The sequence below is a fragment of the Pseudomonas sp. Irchel s3a18 genome, assembly GCF_900187535.1.
Classification (GTDB): domain Bacteria; phylum Pseudomonadota; class Gammaproteobacteria; order Pseudomonadales; family Pseudomonadaceae; genus Aquipseudomonas.
Genome location: NZ_FYDV01000013.1, coordinates 65,931 through 82,435, shown reverse-complemented (window position 1 = coordinate 82,435; position 16,505 = coordinate 65,931). Strand labels below are relative to the sequence as shown.

At 60.0% G+C, this 16,505-nt stretch carries 19 protein-coding genes; 15 read left to right on the top strand and 4 right to left on the bottom strand.

Features of this window, described 5'->3' with window-relative positions; all coding sequences use genetic code 11:
* Nucleotides 1-62: 62 nt before the first annotated feature.
* The gene (locus CKW29_RS18040; RefSeq protein ID WP_095145470.1) at nt 63-404 is read right to left on the bottom strand and encodes a zinc ribbon domain-containing protein YjdM; all 342 of its coding nucleotides are present in this window, start codon (nt 402-404) and stop codon (nt 63-65) included.
* Between the two features lie 180 nt (nt 405-584).
* Entirely contained in the window at nt 585-1,553 is a 969-nt protein-coding gene (locus CKW29_RS18035) for a polyprenyl synthetase family protein (protein WP_095080734.1), read from the bottom strand.
* A gap of 240 nt (nt 1,554-1,793) precedes the next feature.
* On the opposite strand from CKW29_RS18035, the gene rplU reads away from it, so the two are divergent.
* The 5 genes from rplU (at nt 1,794) to CKW29_RS18010 (ending at nt 5,556) form a co-directional block, all read left to right on the top strand.
* The gene (gene rplU / locus CKW29_RS18030; RefSeq protein ID WP_003176051.1) at nt 1,794-2,108 is read left to right on the top strand and encodes a 50S ribosomal protein L21; all 315 of its coding nucleotides are present in this window, start codon (nt 1,794-1,796) and stop codon (nt 2,106-2,108) included.
* A 35-nt stretch (nt 2,109-2,143) separates the two neighbouring features.
* A complete protein-coding gene (gene rpmA / locus CKW29_RS18025) occupies nt 2,144-2,419 on the top strand; it encodes a 50S ribosomal protein L27 (RefSeq protein WP_093419745.1) in 276 nt (91 codons plus the stop codon).
* Between the two features lie 195 nt (nt 2,420-2,614).
* On the top strand, nt 2,615-3,838 hold the full coding sequence (gene cgtA / locus CKW29_RS18020; RefSeq protein ID WP_095145471.1) for an Obg family GTPase CgtA: 1,224 nt from the start codon (nt 2,615-2,617) through the stop codon (nt 3,836-3,838).
* A gap of 123 nt (nt 3,839-3,961) precedes the next feature.
* Nucleotides 3,962-5,080, top strand: coding sequence for a glutamate 5-kinase (proB, locus tag CKW29_RS18015; protein WP_095148912.1), 1,119 nt, complete (start codon nt 3,962-3,964; stop codon nt 5,078-5,080).
* Nucleotides 5,081-5,091: 11 nt separating this feature from the next.
* Nucleotides 5,092-5,556, top strand: coding sequence for a CreA family protein (locus CKW29_RS18010; protein WP_095145473.1), 465 nt, complete (start codon nt 5,092-5,094; stop codon nt 5,554-5,556).
* A gap of 121 nt (nt 5,557-5,677) precedes the next feature.
* Here CKW29_RS18010 and rpsT read toward each other — a convergent pair whose 3' ends face one another.
* A complete protein-coding gene (gene rpsT, locus CKW29_RS18005; RefSeq protein WP_007901883.1) occupies nt 5,678-5,956 on the bottom strand; it encodes a 30S ribosomal protein S20 in 279 nt (92 codons plus the stop codon).
* Between the two features lie 252 nt (nt 5,957-6,208).
* On the opposite strand from rpsT, the gene murJ reads away from it, so the two are divergent.
* The 6 genes from murJ to ispH all read left to right on the top strand — a co-directional run bounded on the left by murJ (nt 6,209) and on the right by ispH (nt 13,697).
* On the top strand, nt 6,209-7,747 hold the full coding sequence (murJ, locus tag CKW29_RS18000) for a murein biosynthesis integral membrane protein MurJ (RefSeq protein WP_095145474.1): 1,539 nt from the start codon (nt 6,209-6,211) through the stop codon (nt 7,745-7,747).
* Between the two features lie 129 nt (nt 7,748-7,876).
* Nucleotides 7,877-8,815 carry a bifunctional riboflavin kinase/FAD synthetase gene (gene ribF / locus CKW29_RS17995; RefSeq protein ID WP_176465320.1) on the top strand — a complete coding sequence of 313 codons (939 nt, stop codon included), beginning with the start codon at nt 7,877-7,879 and terminating at the stop codon, nt 8,813-8,815.
* 13 nt (nt 8,816-8,828) lie between these two features.
* Nucleotides 8,829-11,660, top strand: coding sequence for an isoleucine--tRNA ligase (gene ileS / locus CKW29_RS17990; protein ID WP_095145476.1), 2,832 nt, complete (start codon nt 8,829-8,831; stop codon nt 11,658-11,660).
* A complete protein-coding gene (lspA, locus tag CKW29_RS17985; protein WP_095145477.1) occupies nt 11,653-12,165 on the top strand; it encodes a signal peptidase II in 513 nt (170 codons plus the stop codon). The genes ileS and lspA overlap by 8 nt, the downstream gene beginning before the upstream one ends.
* Before the next feature lie 7 nt (nt 12,166-12,172).
* Nucleotides 12,173-12,610, top strand: coding sequence for an FKBP-type peptidyl-prolyl cis-trans isomerase (gene fkpB, locus CKW29_RS17980; RefSeq protein ID WP_176465325.1), 438 nt, complete (start codon nt 12,173-12,175; stop codon nt 12,608-12,610).
* 139 nt (nt 12,611-12,749) lie between these two features.
* Entirely contained in the window at nt 12,750-13,697 is a 948-nt protein-coding gene (ispH, locus tag CKW29_RS17975; protein WP_095145479.1) for a 4-hydroxy-3-methylbut-2-enyl diphosphate reductase, read from the top strand.
* On the opposite strand, the gene CKW29_RS17970 is transcribed toward ispH, so the two are convergent.
* Entirely contained in the window at nt 13,674-14,222 is a 549-nt protein-coding gene (locus tag CKW29_RS17970) for a GspH/FimT family pseudopilin (protein WP_095145480.1), read from the bottom strand. The two genes, ispH and CKW29_RS17970, sit on opposite strands and share 24 nt — an antisense overlap.
* Before the next feature lie 100 nt (nt 14,223-14,322).
* Between CKW29_RS17970 and CKW29_RS17965 the strand changes: the two genes are divergently transcribed.
* From CKW29_RS17965 to CKW29_RS17950, 4 genes are read left to right on the top strand one after another with little or no spacing between them, the layout of a single operon-like run.
* Nucleotides 14,323-14,796: a GspH/FimT family pseudopilin gene (locus tag CKW29_RS17965; RefSeq protein WP_095145533.1), complete on the top strand. Its 474-nt coding sequence runs from the start codon at nt 14,323-14,325 to the stop codon at nt 14,794-14,796.
* On the top strand, nt 14,793-15,236 hold the full coding sequence (pilV, locus tag CKW29_RS17960) for a type IV pilus modification protein PilV (protein WP_095145481.1): 444 nt from the start codon (nt 14,793-14,795) through the stop codon (nt 15,234-15,236). Before CKW29_RS17965 ends, pilV begins: the two co-directional genes overlap by 4 nt.
* Nucleotides 15,233-15,937, top strand: coding sequence for a PilW family protein (locus tag CKW29_RS17955; RefSeq protein WP_095148911.1), 705 nt, complete (start codon nt 15,233-15,235; stop codon nt 15,935-15,937). The genes pilV and CKW29_RS17955 overlap by 4 nt, the downstream gene beginning before the upstream one ends.
* 11 nt (nt 15,938-15,948) lie before the next feature.
* Complete coding sequence (locus CKW29_RS17950; RefSeq protein ID WP_371850798.1) at nt 15,949-16,428, top strand: PilX N-terminal domain-containing pilus assembly protein; 480 nt, start codon at nt 15,949-15,951, stop codon at nt 16,426-16,428.
* Nucleotides 16,429-16,505: the final 77 nt, after the last annotated feature.

Here is a 16,505-nt window from a genome sequence, read left to right as displayed (position 1 = left end):
AAGGGGGGGCTAAACGGGGGATGCACCATCCCACGCCGGGCGCGGGATGGCATGCAACAGGCTCAGACCTTTCTGACGAACTCGGACTTGAGCTTCATCGGGCCAATGCCGTCGATCTTGCAGTCGATGTCGTGGTCGCCATCGCACAGGCGGATGTTCTTGACCTTGGTGCCAACCTTGACCACCAGCGAAGTGCCTTTGACCTTGAGGTCCTTGATCACGGTGATGGTGTCGCCATCTTGCAGGACATTGCCGACCGAATCCTTTTTTATGGTTTCATCGGACGCGGCTTCGGCTTCGCCATTGGCGGACCACTCGTGGGCGCACTCAGGGCAGATCAGCTGGGCGCCGTCTTCGTAGGTGTATTCGGAATTGCATTTTGGGCAGGGTGGCAACGTGCTCACTAAGGCTCCTTGGATTCAGGATCGCTAAAAGCGCACATTGTATAGGGTTTTACACGGGAGAGGGCACGACGGTGATGACCTGTGGGGGCGGGGTTGCTCGCGAAGAGGTCATAACATCCAACATCATCGTTGAATGGCACACCGCCTTCGTCGGAACGCCGCCCCCACAAGGGACCGCTTTTAGTGCGTACGGGCGACCGCAAACTCGCTCAATTCGACCAACGCATCGCGGTATTCACTGGCGGGCAGTGTTTCGAGGCAGGTGATCGCTCGGGCCACATAGTCGCGGGCCAGTTGCGCGGTGTAGTCCAGCGAGCCCGAAGCCTCCACGGCAGCACGGATGCTTTCCAGGTCTTCGATGCCGCCCTTCTGGATCGCCTGGCGCACCAGTGCCGCCTGTTCCGGCGTGCCTTCGCGCATGGTGTAGATCAGTGGCAGGGTAGGCTTGCCTTCGGCCAGGTCGTCGCCGACATTCTTGCCCAGAGTTTCTGCATCGCCACGGTAGTCGAGCAGGTCGTCGACCAGTTGGAAGGCTACGCCCAGGTGGTCGCCAAAGGTACGCAAGGCTTCGCTCTGTTCCACTGTCGCGCCCGCCAGGGCAGCGGCACTGTGGGTCGAGGCCTCGAAGAGCATCGCGGTTTTGCCGCGGATGACTTCCATGTAGGTTTCTTCGGTGGTGCTGGCATCGCGCACCTTGGACAGCTGCAACACTTCGCCTTCGGCGATGATTCGCGTGGCTTGCGAGAGGATCTTCATCACCGGCATCGAGCCCAGTTCGACCATCATCTCGAACGAGCGCGAATACAGGAAGTCACCAACCAGCACGCTTGGCGCATTGCCCCACATGGCGTTGGCGGTCGAGCGTCCACGGCGCATGCCGGACATATCGACCACGTCGTCATGCAACAGGGTGGCGGTGTGCAGGAACTCGATAGTGGCCGCCAGCAGGCGCATGTCGTCGCCTTCGCGACCCAGGGCCTTGCCGCACAGCAGCACTAATAAAGGACGCAGGCGTTTACCGCCAGCCGAGGTGATGTAGTCGCCGATTTTCGATACCAGCGGCACTCGGGAAGTCAGCTGCTTCTTGATGATGCCGTCGACGGCGTTAAAATCGTCCGCCACCGCGCGGTAGAAAGCTTGGGGTTGCATCAGCGACAGTTGCTCCAGAAGGGTTGCGCGGCATGCTAGGACCCACGCCAGCAGGTGTCAAGGCGCGATGGAAGGCCCCTTGCAAGGTGCTCGCGCCTTGCGTACAATCGCGCACCCTGAACTTCCTGGGCAGCACCTGCCTTACGCAATTGCAATCGGGCCTTCCAGCCCCATGCAGCCATGCCAGCCAATACCTCTTCTTATAAAGAGCTGGGTGAGCAGGATTATCGGAGAAATACCATGTCTTATGCAGTAATCGTTACTGGCGGCAAGCAGTACAAAGTCGCCCCAGGTGAATACCTGAAGATCGAAAAACTGGAAATCGCTACCGGCGAATCCGTTACTTTTGATCGCGTTCTGTTGGTTGCCAATGGCGACGACGTGAATATCGGCGCTCCAGTTGTTGCTGGCGCTACCGTTGTGGCTGAAGTGATCTCCCAAGGTCGTCACGATAAAGTCCGCATCATCAAGTTCCGTCGCCGTAAGCACCACATGAAGCGTATGGGCCACCGCCAGTGGTACACCGAGATCAAAATCACCGGTATTCAGGCTTAATTTCAGCCTAATTCCTCACTAGGAGAATTGAACTCATGGCACACAAAAAAGCTGGTGGTAGTACCCGTAACGGTCGCGACTCAGAAGCCAAACGCCTTGGCGTGAAGATGTATGGCGGCCAGGTTATCATCCCGGGCAACATCATCGTGCGTCAGCGCGGCACCCAATTCCACGCTGGCTACGGCGTTGGCATGGGTAAAGATCACACTCTGTTCGCGAAAATCGACGGCGTGATCAAGTTCGAAGTAAAAGGCGCTTTCAACCGCCGTTACGTGAGCATTGTCCCGAAGACTCCAGTCGTCGCGGCATAATTACGTAGTTGCTGGAAAAGCCCTGTCTTGCGACGGGGCTTTTTCGTTTGTGGGGTGAGTCTCTTGCAAAACTGTTTGTATGGGCTGCCGGCGCTGGATGACACGGTCGTTGATTGGGGTCGCTGCGCTCATTTTTGCAAGAGTCTTATGTCTTAGTGTTTTTCGGCTCGTCCGTATGGCGAGAGGCGTTTTGTTATGAAGTTCGTTGATGAAGTATCGATTCGAGTAAAAGCTGGTGACGGCGGCAACGGTTGCATGAGTTTCCGTCGCGAAAAATTCATCGAAAACGGTGGTCCTAACGGTGGTGATGGGGGTGACGGCGGTTCGGTCTACATGATCGCCGACGAAAACCTCAACACCCTGGTCGACTACCGTTACACCCGGCACTTTGATGCCGAGCGTGGCTCGAACGGCGGCAGTACCGACTGCACCGGCAAGAAGGGTGAAGAGCTGGTGTTGCGGGTTCCGGTCGGTACCACGGTGATCGACTCGGCGACCCAGGAAGTCATTGGCGACCTGACCAAGGCGGGTCAGCGTCTGTTGGTGGCGCATGGTGGCTGGCACGGTCTGGGTAACACCCGATTCAAGTCCAGTACCAACCGCGCGCCGCGCCAGACTACGCCAGGCAAGCCGGGCGAGCAGCGTGACCTCAAGCTGGAAATGAAGGTGTTGGCCGACGTCGGCCTGCTGGGCTTGCCGAATGCCGGTAAAAGTACCTTTATCCGTTCGGTCTCCGCCGCCAAGCCGAAAGTGGCCGATTACCCGTTCACCACCCTGGTGCCAAACCTGGGTGTGGTCAGTGTCGACCGCTGGAAGAGCTTTGTGGTCGCCGATATTCCGGGGCTGATCGAGGGCGCATCCGATGGCGCGGGCCTGGGGATTCGCTTCCTCAAGCACTTGTCGCGTACCCGTCTGCTGTTGCACCTCGTCGACATGGCGCCACTGGATGAAACCAGTGCTGCGGATGCTGCCGAAGTGATCGTCAGCGAGCTGACCAAGTTCAGCCCGTCCCTGGCTGAGCGTGATCGTTGGCTGGTGCTGAACAAGTGCGACCAGATCCTTGAGGAAGAGCATGAGGAGCGGGTCAAGGAGATCGTTGATCGCCTGGAGTGGGCCGGTCCGGTCTACGTCATCTCGGCCATCGCCAAAGACGGCACCGATCGCCTGACGCGTGACATCATGCGTTACCTGGAAGATCGTGCTGATCGTCTGGCTAACGACCCGGCTTACCGTGAAGAGCTGGCTGATCTCGATCAGCGCATCGAAGACGAGGCGCGTGCCCAGTTGCAGGCGCTGGATGACCAGCGTGCCCTGCGTCGCAGCGGCGTGAAGTCGGTCCATGACATCGGTGACGATGATTGGGATGAAGAAGATGTGGATGACGAAGATGGTCCGGAAATCATTTACGTCCGTGACTGATTCGTTGCAGTAAACTACAAGCGCCGCTCACTGAGCGGCGTTTTAGTATCTGTAAAAAACAACTACGAATAATCGCATGGGTGGCGCTGGGTCGCGCCGCTCGCCGGCATAGGTTGGAAGATGATGCGGAGCAAGGTGACAGGTGCGCAGCGTTGGGTCGTGAAGATCGGCAGCGCTTTGCTGACGGCTGACGGCAAGGGTCTGGATCGCGCGGCAATGGGCGTCTGGGTTGAGCAAATGGTTGCGCTGCATGAGGCGGGTGTCGAGCTGGTGCTGGTGTCCTCCGGGGCGGTGGCGGCGGGCATGAGTCGCCTTGGTTGGACCGCACGACCCAGTGCGATGCATGAGCTGCAGGCGGCTGCCGCCATCGGACAGATGGGGTTGGTGCAGGCCTGGGAGTCGAGCTTTGCCGAGCATGGCCGGCACACGGCGCAGATTCTCCTGACTCATGACGACTTGTCCGACCGCAAGCGTTACCTCAATGCGCGTAGTACCCTGCGCGCGCTGGTCGAGCTCAAGGTCATTCCGGTGATCAACGAGAACGATACGGTGGTCACTGACGAAATCCGTTTCGGTGACAACGACACGCTGGCGGCGCTGGTGGCCAACCTGGTCGAGGCTGATCTGTTGGTGATTCTCACCGATCGTGACGGCATGTTCGATGCTGATCCGCGCAACAATCCGGATGCCAAGCTGATTTACGAGGCGCGTGCCGATGATCCAGCGCTGGATGCGGTGGCTGGCGGTACGGGTGGCGCATTGGGGCGTGGCGGCATGCAGACCAAGTTGCGTGCGGCGCGTCTGGCGGCGCGTTCGGGGGCTCATACCATCATCGTGGGTGGGCGCCTGGAGCGGGTGCTTGATCGCCTGAAGGCGGGTGAGCGCATTGGCACCTTGCTGTCGCCTGAGCGCGGCATGCTGGCTGCACGCAAGCAGTGGCTGGCCGGGCATCTGCAGACCCGCGGTACGCTGGTGCTGGACGAGGGGGCAGTGGCGGCATTGTCTCAGGGCAACAAGAGCCTGCTGCCGGTCGGCGTAAAGCTGGTCCAGGGCAGCTTCCGTCGGGGCGAGATGGTGGTCTGCGTGGCGCCGGATGGTCGTGAGATTGCCCGCGGCCTGGCCAACTACAGTGCGCTTGAGGCGCAAAAAATTATCGGTCAATCGTCCGAGTCGATTGTCGGTCTGTTGGGTTACATGGCGGAGCCTGAGCTGGTTCACCGCGATAACCTGATTCTGGTTTAAGGAAAGTGCGTATGCGCATGGTGAAAGGATTGTTGGGGTTGTTGCTGGCGATGCCGCTGCTGGCATCGGCGGAGGAAATTGGTCAGGTGTCGACGGTGTTCAAGTTCGTTGGGCCAAACGATCGTATCGTCGTTGAGGCGTTCGATGACCCGAAGGTGGATGGTGTGACCTGCTACCTGTCTCGCGCCAAGACGGGCGGGGTGAAGGGTGGGTTGGGGTTGGCGGAAGACCGGGCCGAGGCGTCCATCGCCTGTCGTCAGGTTGGTCCGATCAGCTTCAAGGGTGAGCTCAAGGATGGTGATGAGGTGTTCAAGGAGCGTACCTCCCTGGTGTTCAAGACCATGCAGGTGGTGCGCTTCCTCGACAAGAAGCGCAATACCCTGGTGTATCTGGTCTACAGCGATCGCTTGATCGAGGGTAGTCCTCAGAATGCGGTGACGGCGATTCCGATTTTGCCTTGGGCGCACGCTCAATAAGTAAACGAAGATCCAAATGTGGGGGCGGGCTTGGTCCGCTCCCATTTTTTTGCGCTGCGATCACTGAATCACAGGCAATAAAAAACCGACCCTGAGGTCGGTTTTTTAATGAGCGTGTCGCTTAGGCAGCAGCGGCAACGTTCAGAGCCTTGACGTGGCCATTCAGGCGGCTCTTATGACGAGCAGCTTTGTTCTTGTGGATGATGCCTTTATCGGCCATACGGTCGATAACAGGCACGGCCAGAACGTAAGCGGCTTGCGCTTTAGCAGCGTCTTTTGCGTCGATGGCTTTAACTACATTCTTGATGTAGGTACGAACCATGGAACGCAGGCTGGCGTTGTGGCTGCGACGCTTCTCAGCCTGTTTTGCACGTTTTTTGGCGGAAGGTGTGTTGGCCACCGTCGAGCTCCTCGAAAGACTTTTTGGGAAATAGCAAACAAAATAGGCCGCGAATCATGCCGATGAGTTGAAGTCTTGTCAAGGGCGGTTGAGACGTTCCGCTAAGTGGTAGGTATAAATCACCGGGATATTTCATTCCGGCGTACGACCTGTAAACTCGCGAGCTTTGGCTCTGTGCTGTTGCGGCGCGGAGTATCGCATAAGTAGGCGCATTGTTCGCCTGCTGTTTATCGACAGGCACAAAACTCTTCAATGAACCTGCTCAAATCCTTGGCTGCCGTCAGCTCTATCACGATGATTTCCCGGGTTCTGGGGTTTGTCCGTGACACCCTCATCGCCCGCATTTTCGGCGCCGGCATGGCCACGGACGCCTTTTTCATTGCCTTCAAGCTGCCCAACCTGCTGCGGCGGATCTTTGCCGAGGGGGCTTTTTCCCAGGCGTTCGTGCCGATCCTGGCGGAATACAAAAGCCAGCAAGGCGAGGAGGCGACGCGGACTTTCGTTGCTTACGTTTCCGGTTTGCTGACGCTGGTGCTGGCGCTGGTCACTGTGCTCGGGGTGGTAGCGGCGCCTTGGGTGATCTGGGCTACAGCCCCCGGTTTTGTTGATACTCCGGAAAAATTCGAGCTGACCACCAGCCTGTTGCGAGTGACGTTTCCTTATATATTGCTGATCTCGCTGTCCTCGCTGGCCGGGGCCATCCTCAACACCTGGAACCGTTTTTCGGTACCGGCCTTCGTGCCGACGCTGCTCAACGTCGCCATGATCATCTTTTCGCTGTTCCTGACGCCGTACTTCGATCCGCCGGTCATGGCCCTCGGATGGGCGGTACTGGCTGGTGGCCTGGCGCAGTTGCTCTATCAGCTGCCGCACCTGAAAAAAATCGGCATGTTGGTGCTGCCGCGCCTGAATCTGCGCGACAGCGGCGTCTGGCGGGTCATGAAGCAAATGCTGCCGGCGATCCTCGGGGTTTCGGTCAGTCAGATTTCATTGATCATCAATACTATTTTTGCCTCGTTTCTGGTGGCGGGGTCGGTGTCCTGGATGTACTACGCCGATCGCTTGATGGAGTTGCCATCCGGTGTGCTGGGGGTGGCGCTGGGGACCATTCTGCTGCCGACCCTGGCCAAGACCTACGCCAACAAGGACCGTCACGAGTACTCGCGCATCCTCGACTGGGGCCTGCGCCTGTGTTGTGTGCTGGTATTGCCGTGCGCCCTGGCGCTGGGGATCCTGGCCGAGCCGCTGACCGTTTCGCTGTTCCAGTACGGTCAGTTCAGCGCCTTTGATGCCGCCATGACTCAGCGCGCACTGGTGGCCTATTCGGTGGGGTTGCTCGGGATTATCCTGATCAAGGTGCTGGCGCCGGGCTTTTATGCACAACAGAACATCCGCACCCCGGTAAAAATCGCGATTTTCACCCTGGTGGTCACCCAGTTGTTCAACCTGGCCCTGATCGGTTCTCTGAAACACGCAGGCCTGGCGCTGGCCATCAGTCTCGGCGCCTGCCTCAATGCGGGATTGTTGTTCTATCAGCTGCGCAAGCAGAAGATGTATCAACCGCAACCGGGCTGGGGGAAGTTCAGCCTCAAGCTGGTGCTGGCCGTGGGCGTGATGTCGGCGGTGCTGCTGGGGCTGATGCATTTCATGCCGGCCTGGGGCGAGGGCGGCATGCTGGAGCGTTTCCTGCGCCTGGGGGCGTTGGTGGTTGCCGGCGTGGTCGCGTATTTCGGCATGCTGGCGCTGTTGGGTTTCCGCCTGCGGGACTTCAACCGCAAGGCGTTGAGCTAAGGACATTGGCTCAATAATGGCGGCTCGGATGGCGGTTTTGTCGGTTCGATCACTTTGGGTTACGGTGTTGCCTGTCGTCGGCCGCCGGGTGTGGTTATAATCGACCACTTTATGAGCAAGAAGCGCGTTATGCAGCTGGTTCGAGGCCTCCACAATCTGCGCCCCCAGCATCGGGGCTGCGTCGCCACTATTGGCAACTTTGACGGTGTTCACCGTGGCCACCAGGCTATCCTGGGCCGGCTGCGCGAACGTGCGCTTGAGTTGGGCGTGCCCAGCTGCGTGGTGATTTTCGAGCCGCAGCCGCGTGAATTCTTTGCGCCCGACACCGCGCCTGCCCGCTTGGCACGCTTGCGCGACAAGTTGCAGCTGCTGGCTGACGAAGGTGTTGACCGGGTGCTATGCCTGGCCTTTAACCAGCGGTTGAGCAAGCTCAGCGCCGCCGAGTTCGTCGAGACCATCCTGGTCGACGGCCTGGGCGTACAGCATCTTGAGGTCGGTGACGACTTCCGTTTCGGCTGTGACCGGGCAGGGGATTTCGATTTCCTGCAGCAGGCCGGGAAGGTTCACGGGTTTACGGTTGAAGCCGCACAGACGGTTGAACTCGAGGGTTTGCGTGTCAGCAGTACCCAGGTGCGTAATGCCCTGGCGGCCGCTGATTTCGCCTTGGCCGAGCGCTTGCTCGGTCGTCCGTTCCGGATTGCCGGGCGGGTCTTGCATGGGCAGAAGCTGGCGCGCCAACTGGGTACGCCGACGGCCAATGTGCAACTCAAGCGTCGTCGTGTGCCACTGTCCGGGGTCTACCTGGTCAGCGTCGACATCGACGGCAAGACCTGGCCGGGTGTCGCCAATATCGGCGTTCGGCCAACGGTCGCAGGTGATGGCAAAGCCCACCTGGAAATTCATGTTCTAGATTTTGCCGGCGATCTGTATGACCGGCGTTTGACGGTGGTTTTCCACCAAAAGCTGCGTGAAGAGCAGCGTTTCGCCTCTCTGGAGGCGCTTAAGACGGCGATCAATGCGGATGTCGCCGCCGCCCGTGCCTATGCCGCACCTAGCGCCCATCGCTAATGAAGAGCCTTAAATGACCGACTATAAAGCCACGCTAAACCTTCCGGACACCGCCTTCCCAATGAAGGCCGGCCTGCCTCAGCGCGAACCGCAGATTCTGCAGCGCTGGGACAGCATTGGCCTGTACCAGAAGTTGCGTGAGATTGGTAAGGATCGTCCAAAGTTCGTTCTGCACGACGGTCCTCCGTACGCCAACGGCACCATTCATATCGGTCACGCGCTCAACAAGATTCTCAAGGACATGATCATCCGCTCGAAAACCCTGTCGGGTTTCGATGCGCCTTATGTTCCGGGCTGGGACTGCCACGGCCTGCCGATCGAGCACAAGGTCGAAGTGACCCACGGCAAGAACCTCACCGCGGATAAAACCCGTGAGCTGTGCCGTACCTACGCCACCGAGCAGATCGAAGGCCAGAAGTCCGAGTTCATCCGCCTGGGTGTGCTGGGCGACTTCGCCAACCCGTACAAGACCATGGATTTCAAGAACGAGGCCGGTGAAATCCGTGCCCTGGCTGAAATCGTCAAGGGTGGTTTTGTGTTCAAGGGCCTCAAGCCTGTGAACTGGTGCTTTGACTGCGGTTCGGCCCTGGCGGAAGCGGAAGTCGAGTACGAGAACAAGAAGTCCTCGACCATCGACGTCGCGTTCCCGATCGCCGATGAAGCCAAGCTGGCGGCCGCGTTCGGCCTGCCGTCCCTGGGCAAGCCGGCTTCGATCGTGATCTGGACCACCACCCCGTGGACCATCCCGGCCAACCAGGCGCTGAACGTTCACCCCGAGTTCAACTACGCCCTGGTCGACGTCGGCGACAAGCTGCTGGTGCTGGCTGAAGAGCTGGTCGAGTCCTGCCTGGCGCGCTACAGCCTGGAAGGTTCGGTCATCGCCACCGCCACCGGTGCGGCGCTGGAACTGATCAATTTCCGTCACCCGTTCTACGACCGCCTGTCGCCGGTTTACCTGGCCGAGTACGTTGAGCTGGGCGCCGGCACTGGCGTGGTTCACTCCGCGCCCGCCTATGGCGTCGACGACTTCGTGACCTGCAAGCACTATGGCATGGTCAACGATGACATCCTGAACCCGGTGCAAAGCAACGGCGTTTACGTGCCTACGCTTGCGTTCTTCGGTGGCCAGTTCATCTGGAAAGCCAACCCGGCCATCGTCGACAAGCTGTCGGAAGTCGGCGCGCTGCTGCACACCAGCGTCATCGAACACAGCTATATGCACTGCTGGCGCCACAAGAGCCCGCTGGTCTACCGCGCCACCGCGCAGTGGTTCATCGGCATGGACAAAGAGCCTGTCGCGGGCGACACCCTGCGCAAACGTGCGATCAAAGCCATCGAAGACACCCAGTTCGTGCCGGCTTGGGGCCAGGCGCGTCTGCACTCGATGATCGCCAACCGTCCGGACTGGTGCATCTCCCGTCAACGCAACTGGGGCGTGCCGATCCCGTTCTTCCTGAACAAGGAAAGCGGCGAGCTGCACCCGCGCACTGTCGAGCTGATGGAAGAAGTGGCCAAGCGTGTCGAAGCCGAAGGCATCGAAGCCTGGTTCAAGATGGACGCCGCCGAGCTGCTGGGCGATGAAGCGCCACAGTACGACAAGATCAGCGACACCCTGGACGTCTGGTTCGACTCGGGCACCACGCACTGGCACGTCCTGCGCGGTTCGCACCCGATGGGCCATGAGGCCGGCCCGCGTGCCGACCTGTACCTGGAAGGTTCGGACCAGCACCGTGGCTGGTTCCACTCGTCCTTGCTGACCGGTTGCGCCATCGATAACCACGCGCCGTACCGCGAGCTGCTGACCCACGGTTTCACCGTCGACGAAGCGGGCCGCAAGATGTCCAAGTCCCTGGGCAACGTCATCGCGCCGCAAAAGGTCAACGACACCCTGGGCGCCGACATCATGCGCCTGTGGGTTGCATCCACTGACTACTCGGGCGAAATAGCGGTTTCCGACCAGATCCTGCAACGCAGTGCGGACGCCTACCGGCGTATCCGTAACACCGCGCGCTTCCTGCTGTCCAACCTGACCGGTTTCAACCCGGCCACCGACATCCTGCCGGCAGAAGAAATGCTCGCGCTGGACCGTTGGGCCGTGGACCGTACCTTGCTGCTGCAACGCGAGCTGCAAGAGCATTACGGCGAATACCGCTTCTGGAACGTCTACTCCAAGGTGCACAACTTCTGCGTGCAGGAGCTGGGCGGTTTCTACCTGGACATCATCAAGGACCGCCAGTACACCACCGGCGCCAACAGCAAGGCCCGTCGTTCGGCGCAAACCGCGCTGTTCCACATCTCCGAGGCGCTGGTGCGCTGGATCGCCCCGATCCTGGCCTTCACCGCTGACGAGCTGTGGCAGTACCTGCCAGGCGAGCGCAACGAATCGGTGATGCTCAATACCTGGTACGAAGGTCTGACCGAACTGCCGGAAGGCTTCGAGTTGGGTCGCGCGTACTGGGACCGGATCATGGCGGTCAAGGTCGCGGTCAACAAGGAAATGGAAATCCAGCGTGCGGCCAAGGCCGTCGGTGGCAACCTGCAAGCCGAAGTGACGCTGTTTGCCGAAGACGCCCTGAGCGACGACCTGGCCAAGCTGAGCAACGAACTGCGCTTCGTCCTGATCACCTCCACCGCCAGCGTTGCACCGTTCGCGCAGGCGCCGGCCGACGCAGTGGTTACCGAAGTCAGCGGCCTGAAGCTCAAAGTGGTCAAGTCGAGCCATGCCAAGTGCGCCCGTTGCTGGCACTGCCGTGAAGACGTCGGCGTGAACCCTGAGCATCCGGAAATCTGCGGTCGTTGCGTCGACAACATCAGCGGTGCCGGCGAGGTTCGTCACTATGCCTAATGCGGCGGGTCGTTTCGGACGACTGAGCTGGCTTTGGTTGAGCCTGCTGGTCCTGGTCATCGACCAGGCCAGCAAGTTCTACTTCGAAAGCTCGCTGACCCTGTACCAGCAAATCGTGGTGATCCCCGATTACTTCAGCTGGACCCTGGCCTACAACACGGGCGCGGCCTTCAGCTTCCTGGCTGACAGCTCCGGCTGGCAGCGCTGGTTGTTCGCCCTGATCGCCATCGGGGTCAGTGCGGTGCTGGTGGTCTGGCTCAAGCGCCTGGGGCGCAATGAAACCTGGCTGGCCGTTGCCTTGGCACTGGTACTGGGTGGCGCGCTGGGTAATCTTTACGACCGCATTGCCTTGGGCCATGTGATCGACTTCATTCTGGTGCATTGGCAGAACCGCTGGTATTTCCCGGCGTTCAACTTTGCCGACAGCGCCATCAGTGTCGGGGCGGTGATGCTCGCGCTGGATATGTTCAAAAGCAAGAAAACCGGAGAAACCGTTCATGACTGAACAGGCATTGGCTGAGCAACGCATCGGTCAGAACACGGAAGTCACATTGCACTTTGCATTGCGCCTGGAGAACGGCGACACGGTCGACAGCACCTTCGACAAGGCCCCGGCGACCTTCAAGGTCGGTGATGGCAACCTCTTGCCAGGTTTCGAAGCGGCGCTGTTCGGCTTCAAGGCCGGCGACAAGCGTACACTGACCATCGCGCCGGAAAACGCCTTTGGCCAGCCCAACCCGCAGAACGTACAGATCATTCCGCGTTCGCAGTTCCAGGATATGGAACTGTCCCCGGGCTTGCTGGTGATCTTCAACGATGCGGCCAATACCGAGCTGCCAGGTGTGGTGAAGGAATTCGATGACGCGCAAGTGACCATCGACTTCAACCACCCGTTGTCCGGCAAGACCTTGACCTTTGACGTAGAGATCATCGACGTCAAAGCGCTCTAACCGACTAAGCCGGCCTTTTGTAGGAGCGAGCTTGCTCGCGATGATCGTTAACGATGACGCGTATATCCTGGATAAACGCGGTGTCTTTGAGTTTTTCGCGAGCAAGCTCGCTCCTACAGGGCAAGACACGAGGCACAGCATGCAAATCAAACTCGCCAACCCCCGTGGCTTCTGCGCCGGTGTGGACCGGGCGATCGAAATCGTCAACCGCGCCCTGGAAGTCTTTGGGCCGCCGATCTATGTGCGTCACGAAGTGGTCCACAACAAATTCGTCGTGGAAGACCTGCGCGCCCGTGGGGCGATTTTTGTCGAAGAACTGGATCAGGTGCCGGATGACGTCATCGTGATTTTCAGTGCTCACGGCGTCTCCCAGGCCGTTCGCAGCGAAGCCGCAGGCCGTGGCCTGAAGGTATTCGATGCAACGTGCCCATTGGTCACCAAGGTGCATATCGAAGTGGCGCGCTACAGCCGCGACGGCCGCGAATGCATCCTGATCGGCCATGCCGGACACCCGGAAGTGGAAGGCACCATGGGCCAGTACGACGCCAGCAATGGTGGCGCGATCTACCTGGTCGAAGACGAAGACGACGTGGCCGCCCTGCAGGTGCACAACCCGGACAAGCTCGCCTTTGTCACCCAGACGACCTTGTCGATGGACGACACCAGCCGTGTGATCGATGCCTTGCGCACGCGTTTTCCGGCCATCGGTGGTCCACGCAAAGACGACATCTGCTACGCCACGCAAAACCGTCAGGATGCGGTCAAGCAACTGGCCGACGAATGCGATGTGGTGCTAGTGGTGGGCAGTCCGAACAGTTCCAACTCCAACCGCCTGCGTGAGCTGGCCGAGCGCATGGCCACTCCGGCGTACCTGATCGATGGTGCCGAAGACATGCAGCGCAGCTGGTTTGATGGTGTCGAGCGTATTGGTATCACGGCCGGCGCTTCGGCACCGGAAGTCCTGGTGCGTGGTGTGATCGAACAGTTGCATGCCTGGGGCGCCACCGGTGCCGATGAGCTGGCCGGTCGCGAGGAGAACATCACGTTCTCCATGCCCAAGGAACTACGGGTTCGCTCCCTGCTCTGAGGCTGTACTCCTCGCACACAAGGCCTGCTCGGCTTTGTCGCTGCGCAAACTGACGCGACCGCTTCTGGACAGCACCACCTGATGGTGGCTGACCGGTTTGCCGGTCGCGCAGATGTGCAGCGTCCCGGCTTGAAACCCGCCATTGTGCAATAGCGGCTCGCCCAGGCTGCTGAAGCGCACAAAGTGCTTCACGGCTTGATTGCCGGCGATCGGCAGCGGTGTACCGGTCTGGCGCTGCAGCAACAGCGGGTTGCTGTTGTCCTGATGACCTTGGCCGCTGATGTCCAGAATCACCCGCCAACCTTGCCCCCAGTCATCGTTCAAGCCATGAACGACCACCGCCTGATTACGCACCAGCGCTTCGGTGCGGGCGTTGCGCAGGCCACTGGCAAGTAACTGCGCGGCACTCTCCCGGCGCATTGATTCCGTTAACTCACTGAATACCGGGCTGACGAGTTGCAGAACGATCGTGGCGATTGCCAGTCCCATAAGCAGTTCGATCAGGCCGAAGCCTTTCTGGCACATAAAATCTCCTTCCCTGGAGTTCGTGTGGATGGGCGCGAGCGCACCCGGACAAACGTTCGACGCGTTCGCTAGGTGTAGCCGTTGGCAGCGAAGGGGAGTGATGAATCGTCGTACAAAAGGTTTCACGTTGATCGAGTTGCTGGTGACCTTCGCCGTTCTATTGAGCGTGATCTCCCTGGCCATCCCAGCGTTTACTCGTGTGGTGCAGAACACCCGGGCCGATACCGAGATAGGCGCTTTGCAGCGCGCGCTCAACTACGCCCGGTTGGAGGCGATCAACCGTTCACGCCCTACACGGGTTCAGCCAACTGCGGGCGGGAACGATTGGACCGCGGAGCTGGCGGTGTACGACAGCACAGGCATACCGGCGAATGTATTGCGGGTTGTTCCTGCGATGAGCAGCGCAGCGACTCTGACACTAACCTCGGGAGTGGCCTGTATCGACTTCGACGAAATGGGCGGGCTGTCGGGGATGGATGAGGCAGTGGTTATCCATTACGTATTGGGACGCTCGAGCCGGACGCTGAGCGTGTGTTTGAACGGACGGATTGTCGTGGGTGGAAGCTGCGGATGAAGGGGCTACGTGCACAGGACGGCATGACACTGATCGAAGTGTTGGTAGCGCTGGTGATACTGGCCGTCGGGCTATTGGGGGCGGCAGCGATTCAGCTCAAGGCGCTCAAATACACCGACAGCTCGCTGATGACCAGCCAGGCCAGTTTCATTGCCTACGACATGATGGACCGGATCCGCGCCAACTCAGGGGCCGACTACAGCATCACGCCACCGACGGCGGGCAACCTGGCGCTCGCCCGGGATCAGGACCTGCATGACTTCACCCGCAACATCACCGCCTTTGGCGGTCCGACCGCCACGGGCAGCATCAGCCTGAACCAGCGGGTGTATACCATCACCATCTCCTGGGATGACTCCCGTGCCGCCGGCACTCCGGACGGCCGCCGCAGTTTTGTGTTGAGCAGTCGCGCGACCACTGACCCGGTGGGCGCGCCATGAAGGGCTCGTGTCGTGGATTCAGCCTGATCGAGTTGATGGTCGCTCTGGCGATCAGCCTGACGTTGGTGCTGGGGGTGGCACAGGTCTTCATTTCGGCAAAAAACACCTACCTCAGCCAGAGCGCGTCTGCCGGGATGCAGGAGGATGCGCGCTATGTCCTGAGCAAGATGATTCAGGAAATTCGCATGGTTGGTATGTTCGGCTGCCTGGAGACCATCGTTGATGCCAGTGCCGCCGGCGACTTCGCGGCCAGTCGCGCCACGCCCATCCGCTGGGATAACGCCGCGCGCCAACTGACCCTGGTGACGTCGGATGTCGGCGGCAAGGGCAGCGTGCCCACCTGGACCGTGGTATCAGACTGCCGGACCGGTGCAACGGCCTACACCCAGCGCCACGCCCCAGCCGCCGGGCAGTTGGCATTACCGATTCGCCGCCTGGATTACCGCTTGCGAGATGGTGAGATTCTGCTGACCACCGGCACCAGAACGGCGGCTCTGGTGAGCAATGTCAGCGCCTTTGATGTCAGCTTTGGTATTGCCGACAGTGCCACTGACATTGCTGTTTCCCGCTACAGCCAAAACCCCGTCGAGCCAGCGCTGATCCGCAGTGTGCGGATCAGCCTGACCCTGACGGACCCTCAGCATCGCGTGCGCGATCAAACGTTCAATGTGGTTGCCGCCTTGCGCAACCGACTGATGTAGAGGGTATGTCGATGCTGTCTGCGCTCCTTGCGGCAAACGCCCAACGTGGCATGGCGCTGCTGATGAGCCTGGTGTTTCTGTTGTTGCTGACCATGATCGGTCTGGCGTCGATGCAGAGCGCCACGCTCCAGGAAAAGATGGTCGCTGGCGTGACCTTGCGCAACCAGTCATTCCAGGGGGCGGAAGCGGCATTGCGCATCGGTGAAAGTGCGGTGCAGCGCAGCAACTACCACTTGGCGGAGTGCGCAAATCACACCCGGTGCGCACCGCCCGCCGAGTCCTCGACCGTCACCACCGCCGGGTTCAATTCGACCTCGGGCGTCACCTGGATCGCCGCTGGCAGCGGCTTTTACGGGGTGCAGAACCTCGGTGTCAGTTCGGGCGCGGTGAATGTCCCGCTCAATACCCCGGCCACCCTGTACCGGGTCACCGCAGTTGGTTTGGCTGGTCACTCGCGTAGCGTGGTAGAGAGTATCTATGCCAAATATTGAGCCCGGTTCTGGTTGGCGTCGCGGATGGCTGGGGCTTGGCCTGGTCGCTTTCGCATGCACTTCATCCGCGTCGGATT

What these genes read in the sequence shown, in the direction of transcription:
- CKW29_RS18035 (WP_095080734.1), bottom strand. Translation starts at nt 1,553, where the DNA reads ATGCAACCCCAAGCTTTCTACCGCGCGGTGGCGGACGATTTTAACGCC.
- rplU (WP_003176051.1), top strand. Translation starts at nt 1,794, where the DNA reads ATGTCTTATGCAGTAATCGTTACTGGCGGCAAGCAGTACAAAGTCGCC.
- rpmA (WP_093419745.1), top strand. Translation starts at nt 2,144, where the DNA reads ATGGCACACAAAAAAGCTGGTGGTAGTACCCGTAACGGTCGCGACTCA.
- cgtA (WP_095145471.1), top strand. Translation starts at nt 2,615, where the DNA reads ATGAAGTTCGTTGATGAAGTATCGATTCGAGTAAAAGCTGGTGACGGC.
- proB (WP_095148912.1), top strand. Translation starts at nt 3,962, where the DNA reads ATGCGGAGCAAGGTGACAGGTGCGCAGCGTTGGGTCGTGAAGATCGGC.
- CKW29_RS18010 (WP_095145473.1), top strand. Translation starts at nt 5,092, where the DNA reads ATGCGCATGGTGAAAGGATTGTTGGGGTTGTTGCTGGCGATGCCGCTG.
- murJ (WP_095145474.1), top strand. Translation starts at nt 6,209, where the DNA reads ATGAACCTGCTCAAATCCTTGGCTGCCGTCAGCTCTATCACGATGATT.
- ribF (WP_176465320.1), top strand. Translation starts at nt 7,877, where the DNA reads ATGCAGCTGGTTCGAGGCCTCCACAATCTGCGCCCCCAGCATCGGGGC.
- ileS (WP_095145476.1), top strand. Translation starts at nt 8,829, where the DNA reads ATGACCGACTATAAAGCCACGCTAAACCTTCCGGACACCGCCTTCCCA.
- lspA (WP_095145477.1), top strand. Translation starts at nt 11,653, where the DNA reads ATGCCTAATGCGGCGGGTCGTTTCGGACGACTGAGCTGGCTTTGGTTG.
- ispH (WP_095145479.1), top strand. Translation starts at nt 12,750, where the DNA reads ATGCAAATCAAACTCGCCAACCCCCGTGGCTTCTGCGCCGGTGTGGAC.
- CKW29_RS17970 (WP_095145480.1), bottom strand. Translation starts at nt 14,222, where the DNA reads ATGTGCCAGAAAGGCTTCGGCCTGATCGAACTGCTTATGGGACTGGCA.
- CKW29_RS17965 (WP_095145533.1), top strand. Translation starts at nt 14,323, where the DNA reads ATGAATCGTCGTACAAAAGGTTTCACGTTGATCGAGTTGCTGGTGACC.
- pilV (WP_095145481.1), top strand. Translation starts at nt 14,793, where the DNA reads ATGAAGGGGCTACGTGCACAGGACGGCATGACACTGATCGAAGTGTTG.
- CKW29_RS17955 (WP_095148911.1), top strand. Translation starts at nt 15,233, where the DNA reads ATGAAGGGCTCGTGTCGTGGATTCAGCCTGATCGAGTTGATGGTCGCT.
- CKW29_RS17950 (WP_371850798.1), top strand. Translation starts at nt 15,949, where the DNA reads ATGCTGTCTGCGCTCCTTGCGGCAAACGCCCAACGTGGCATGGCGCTG.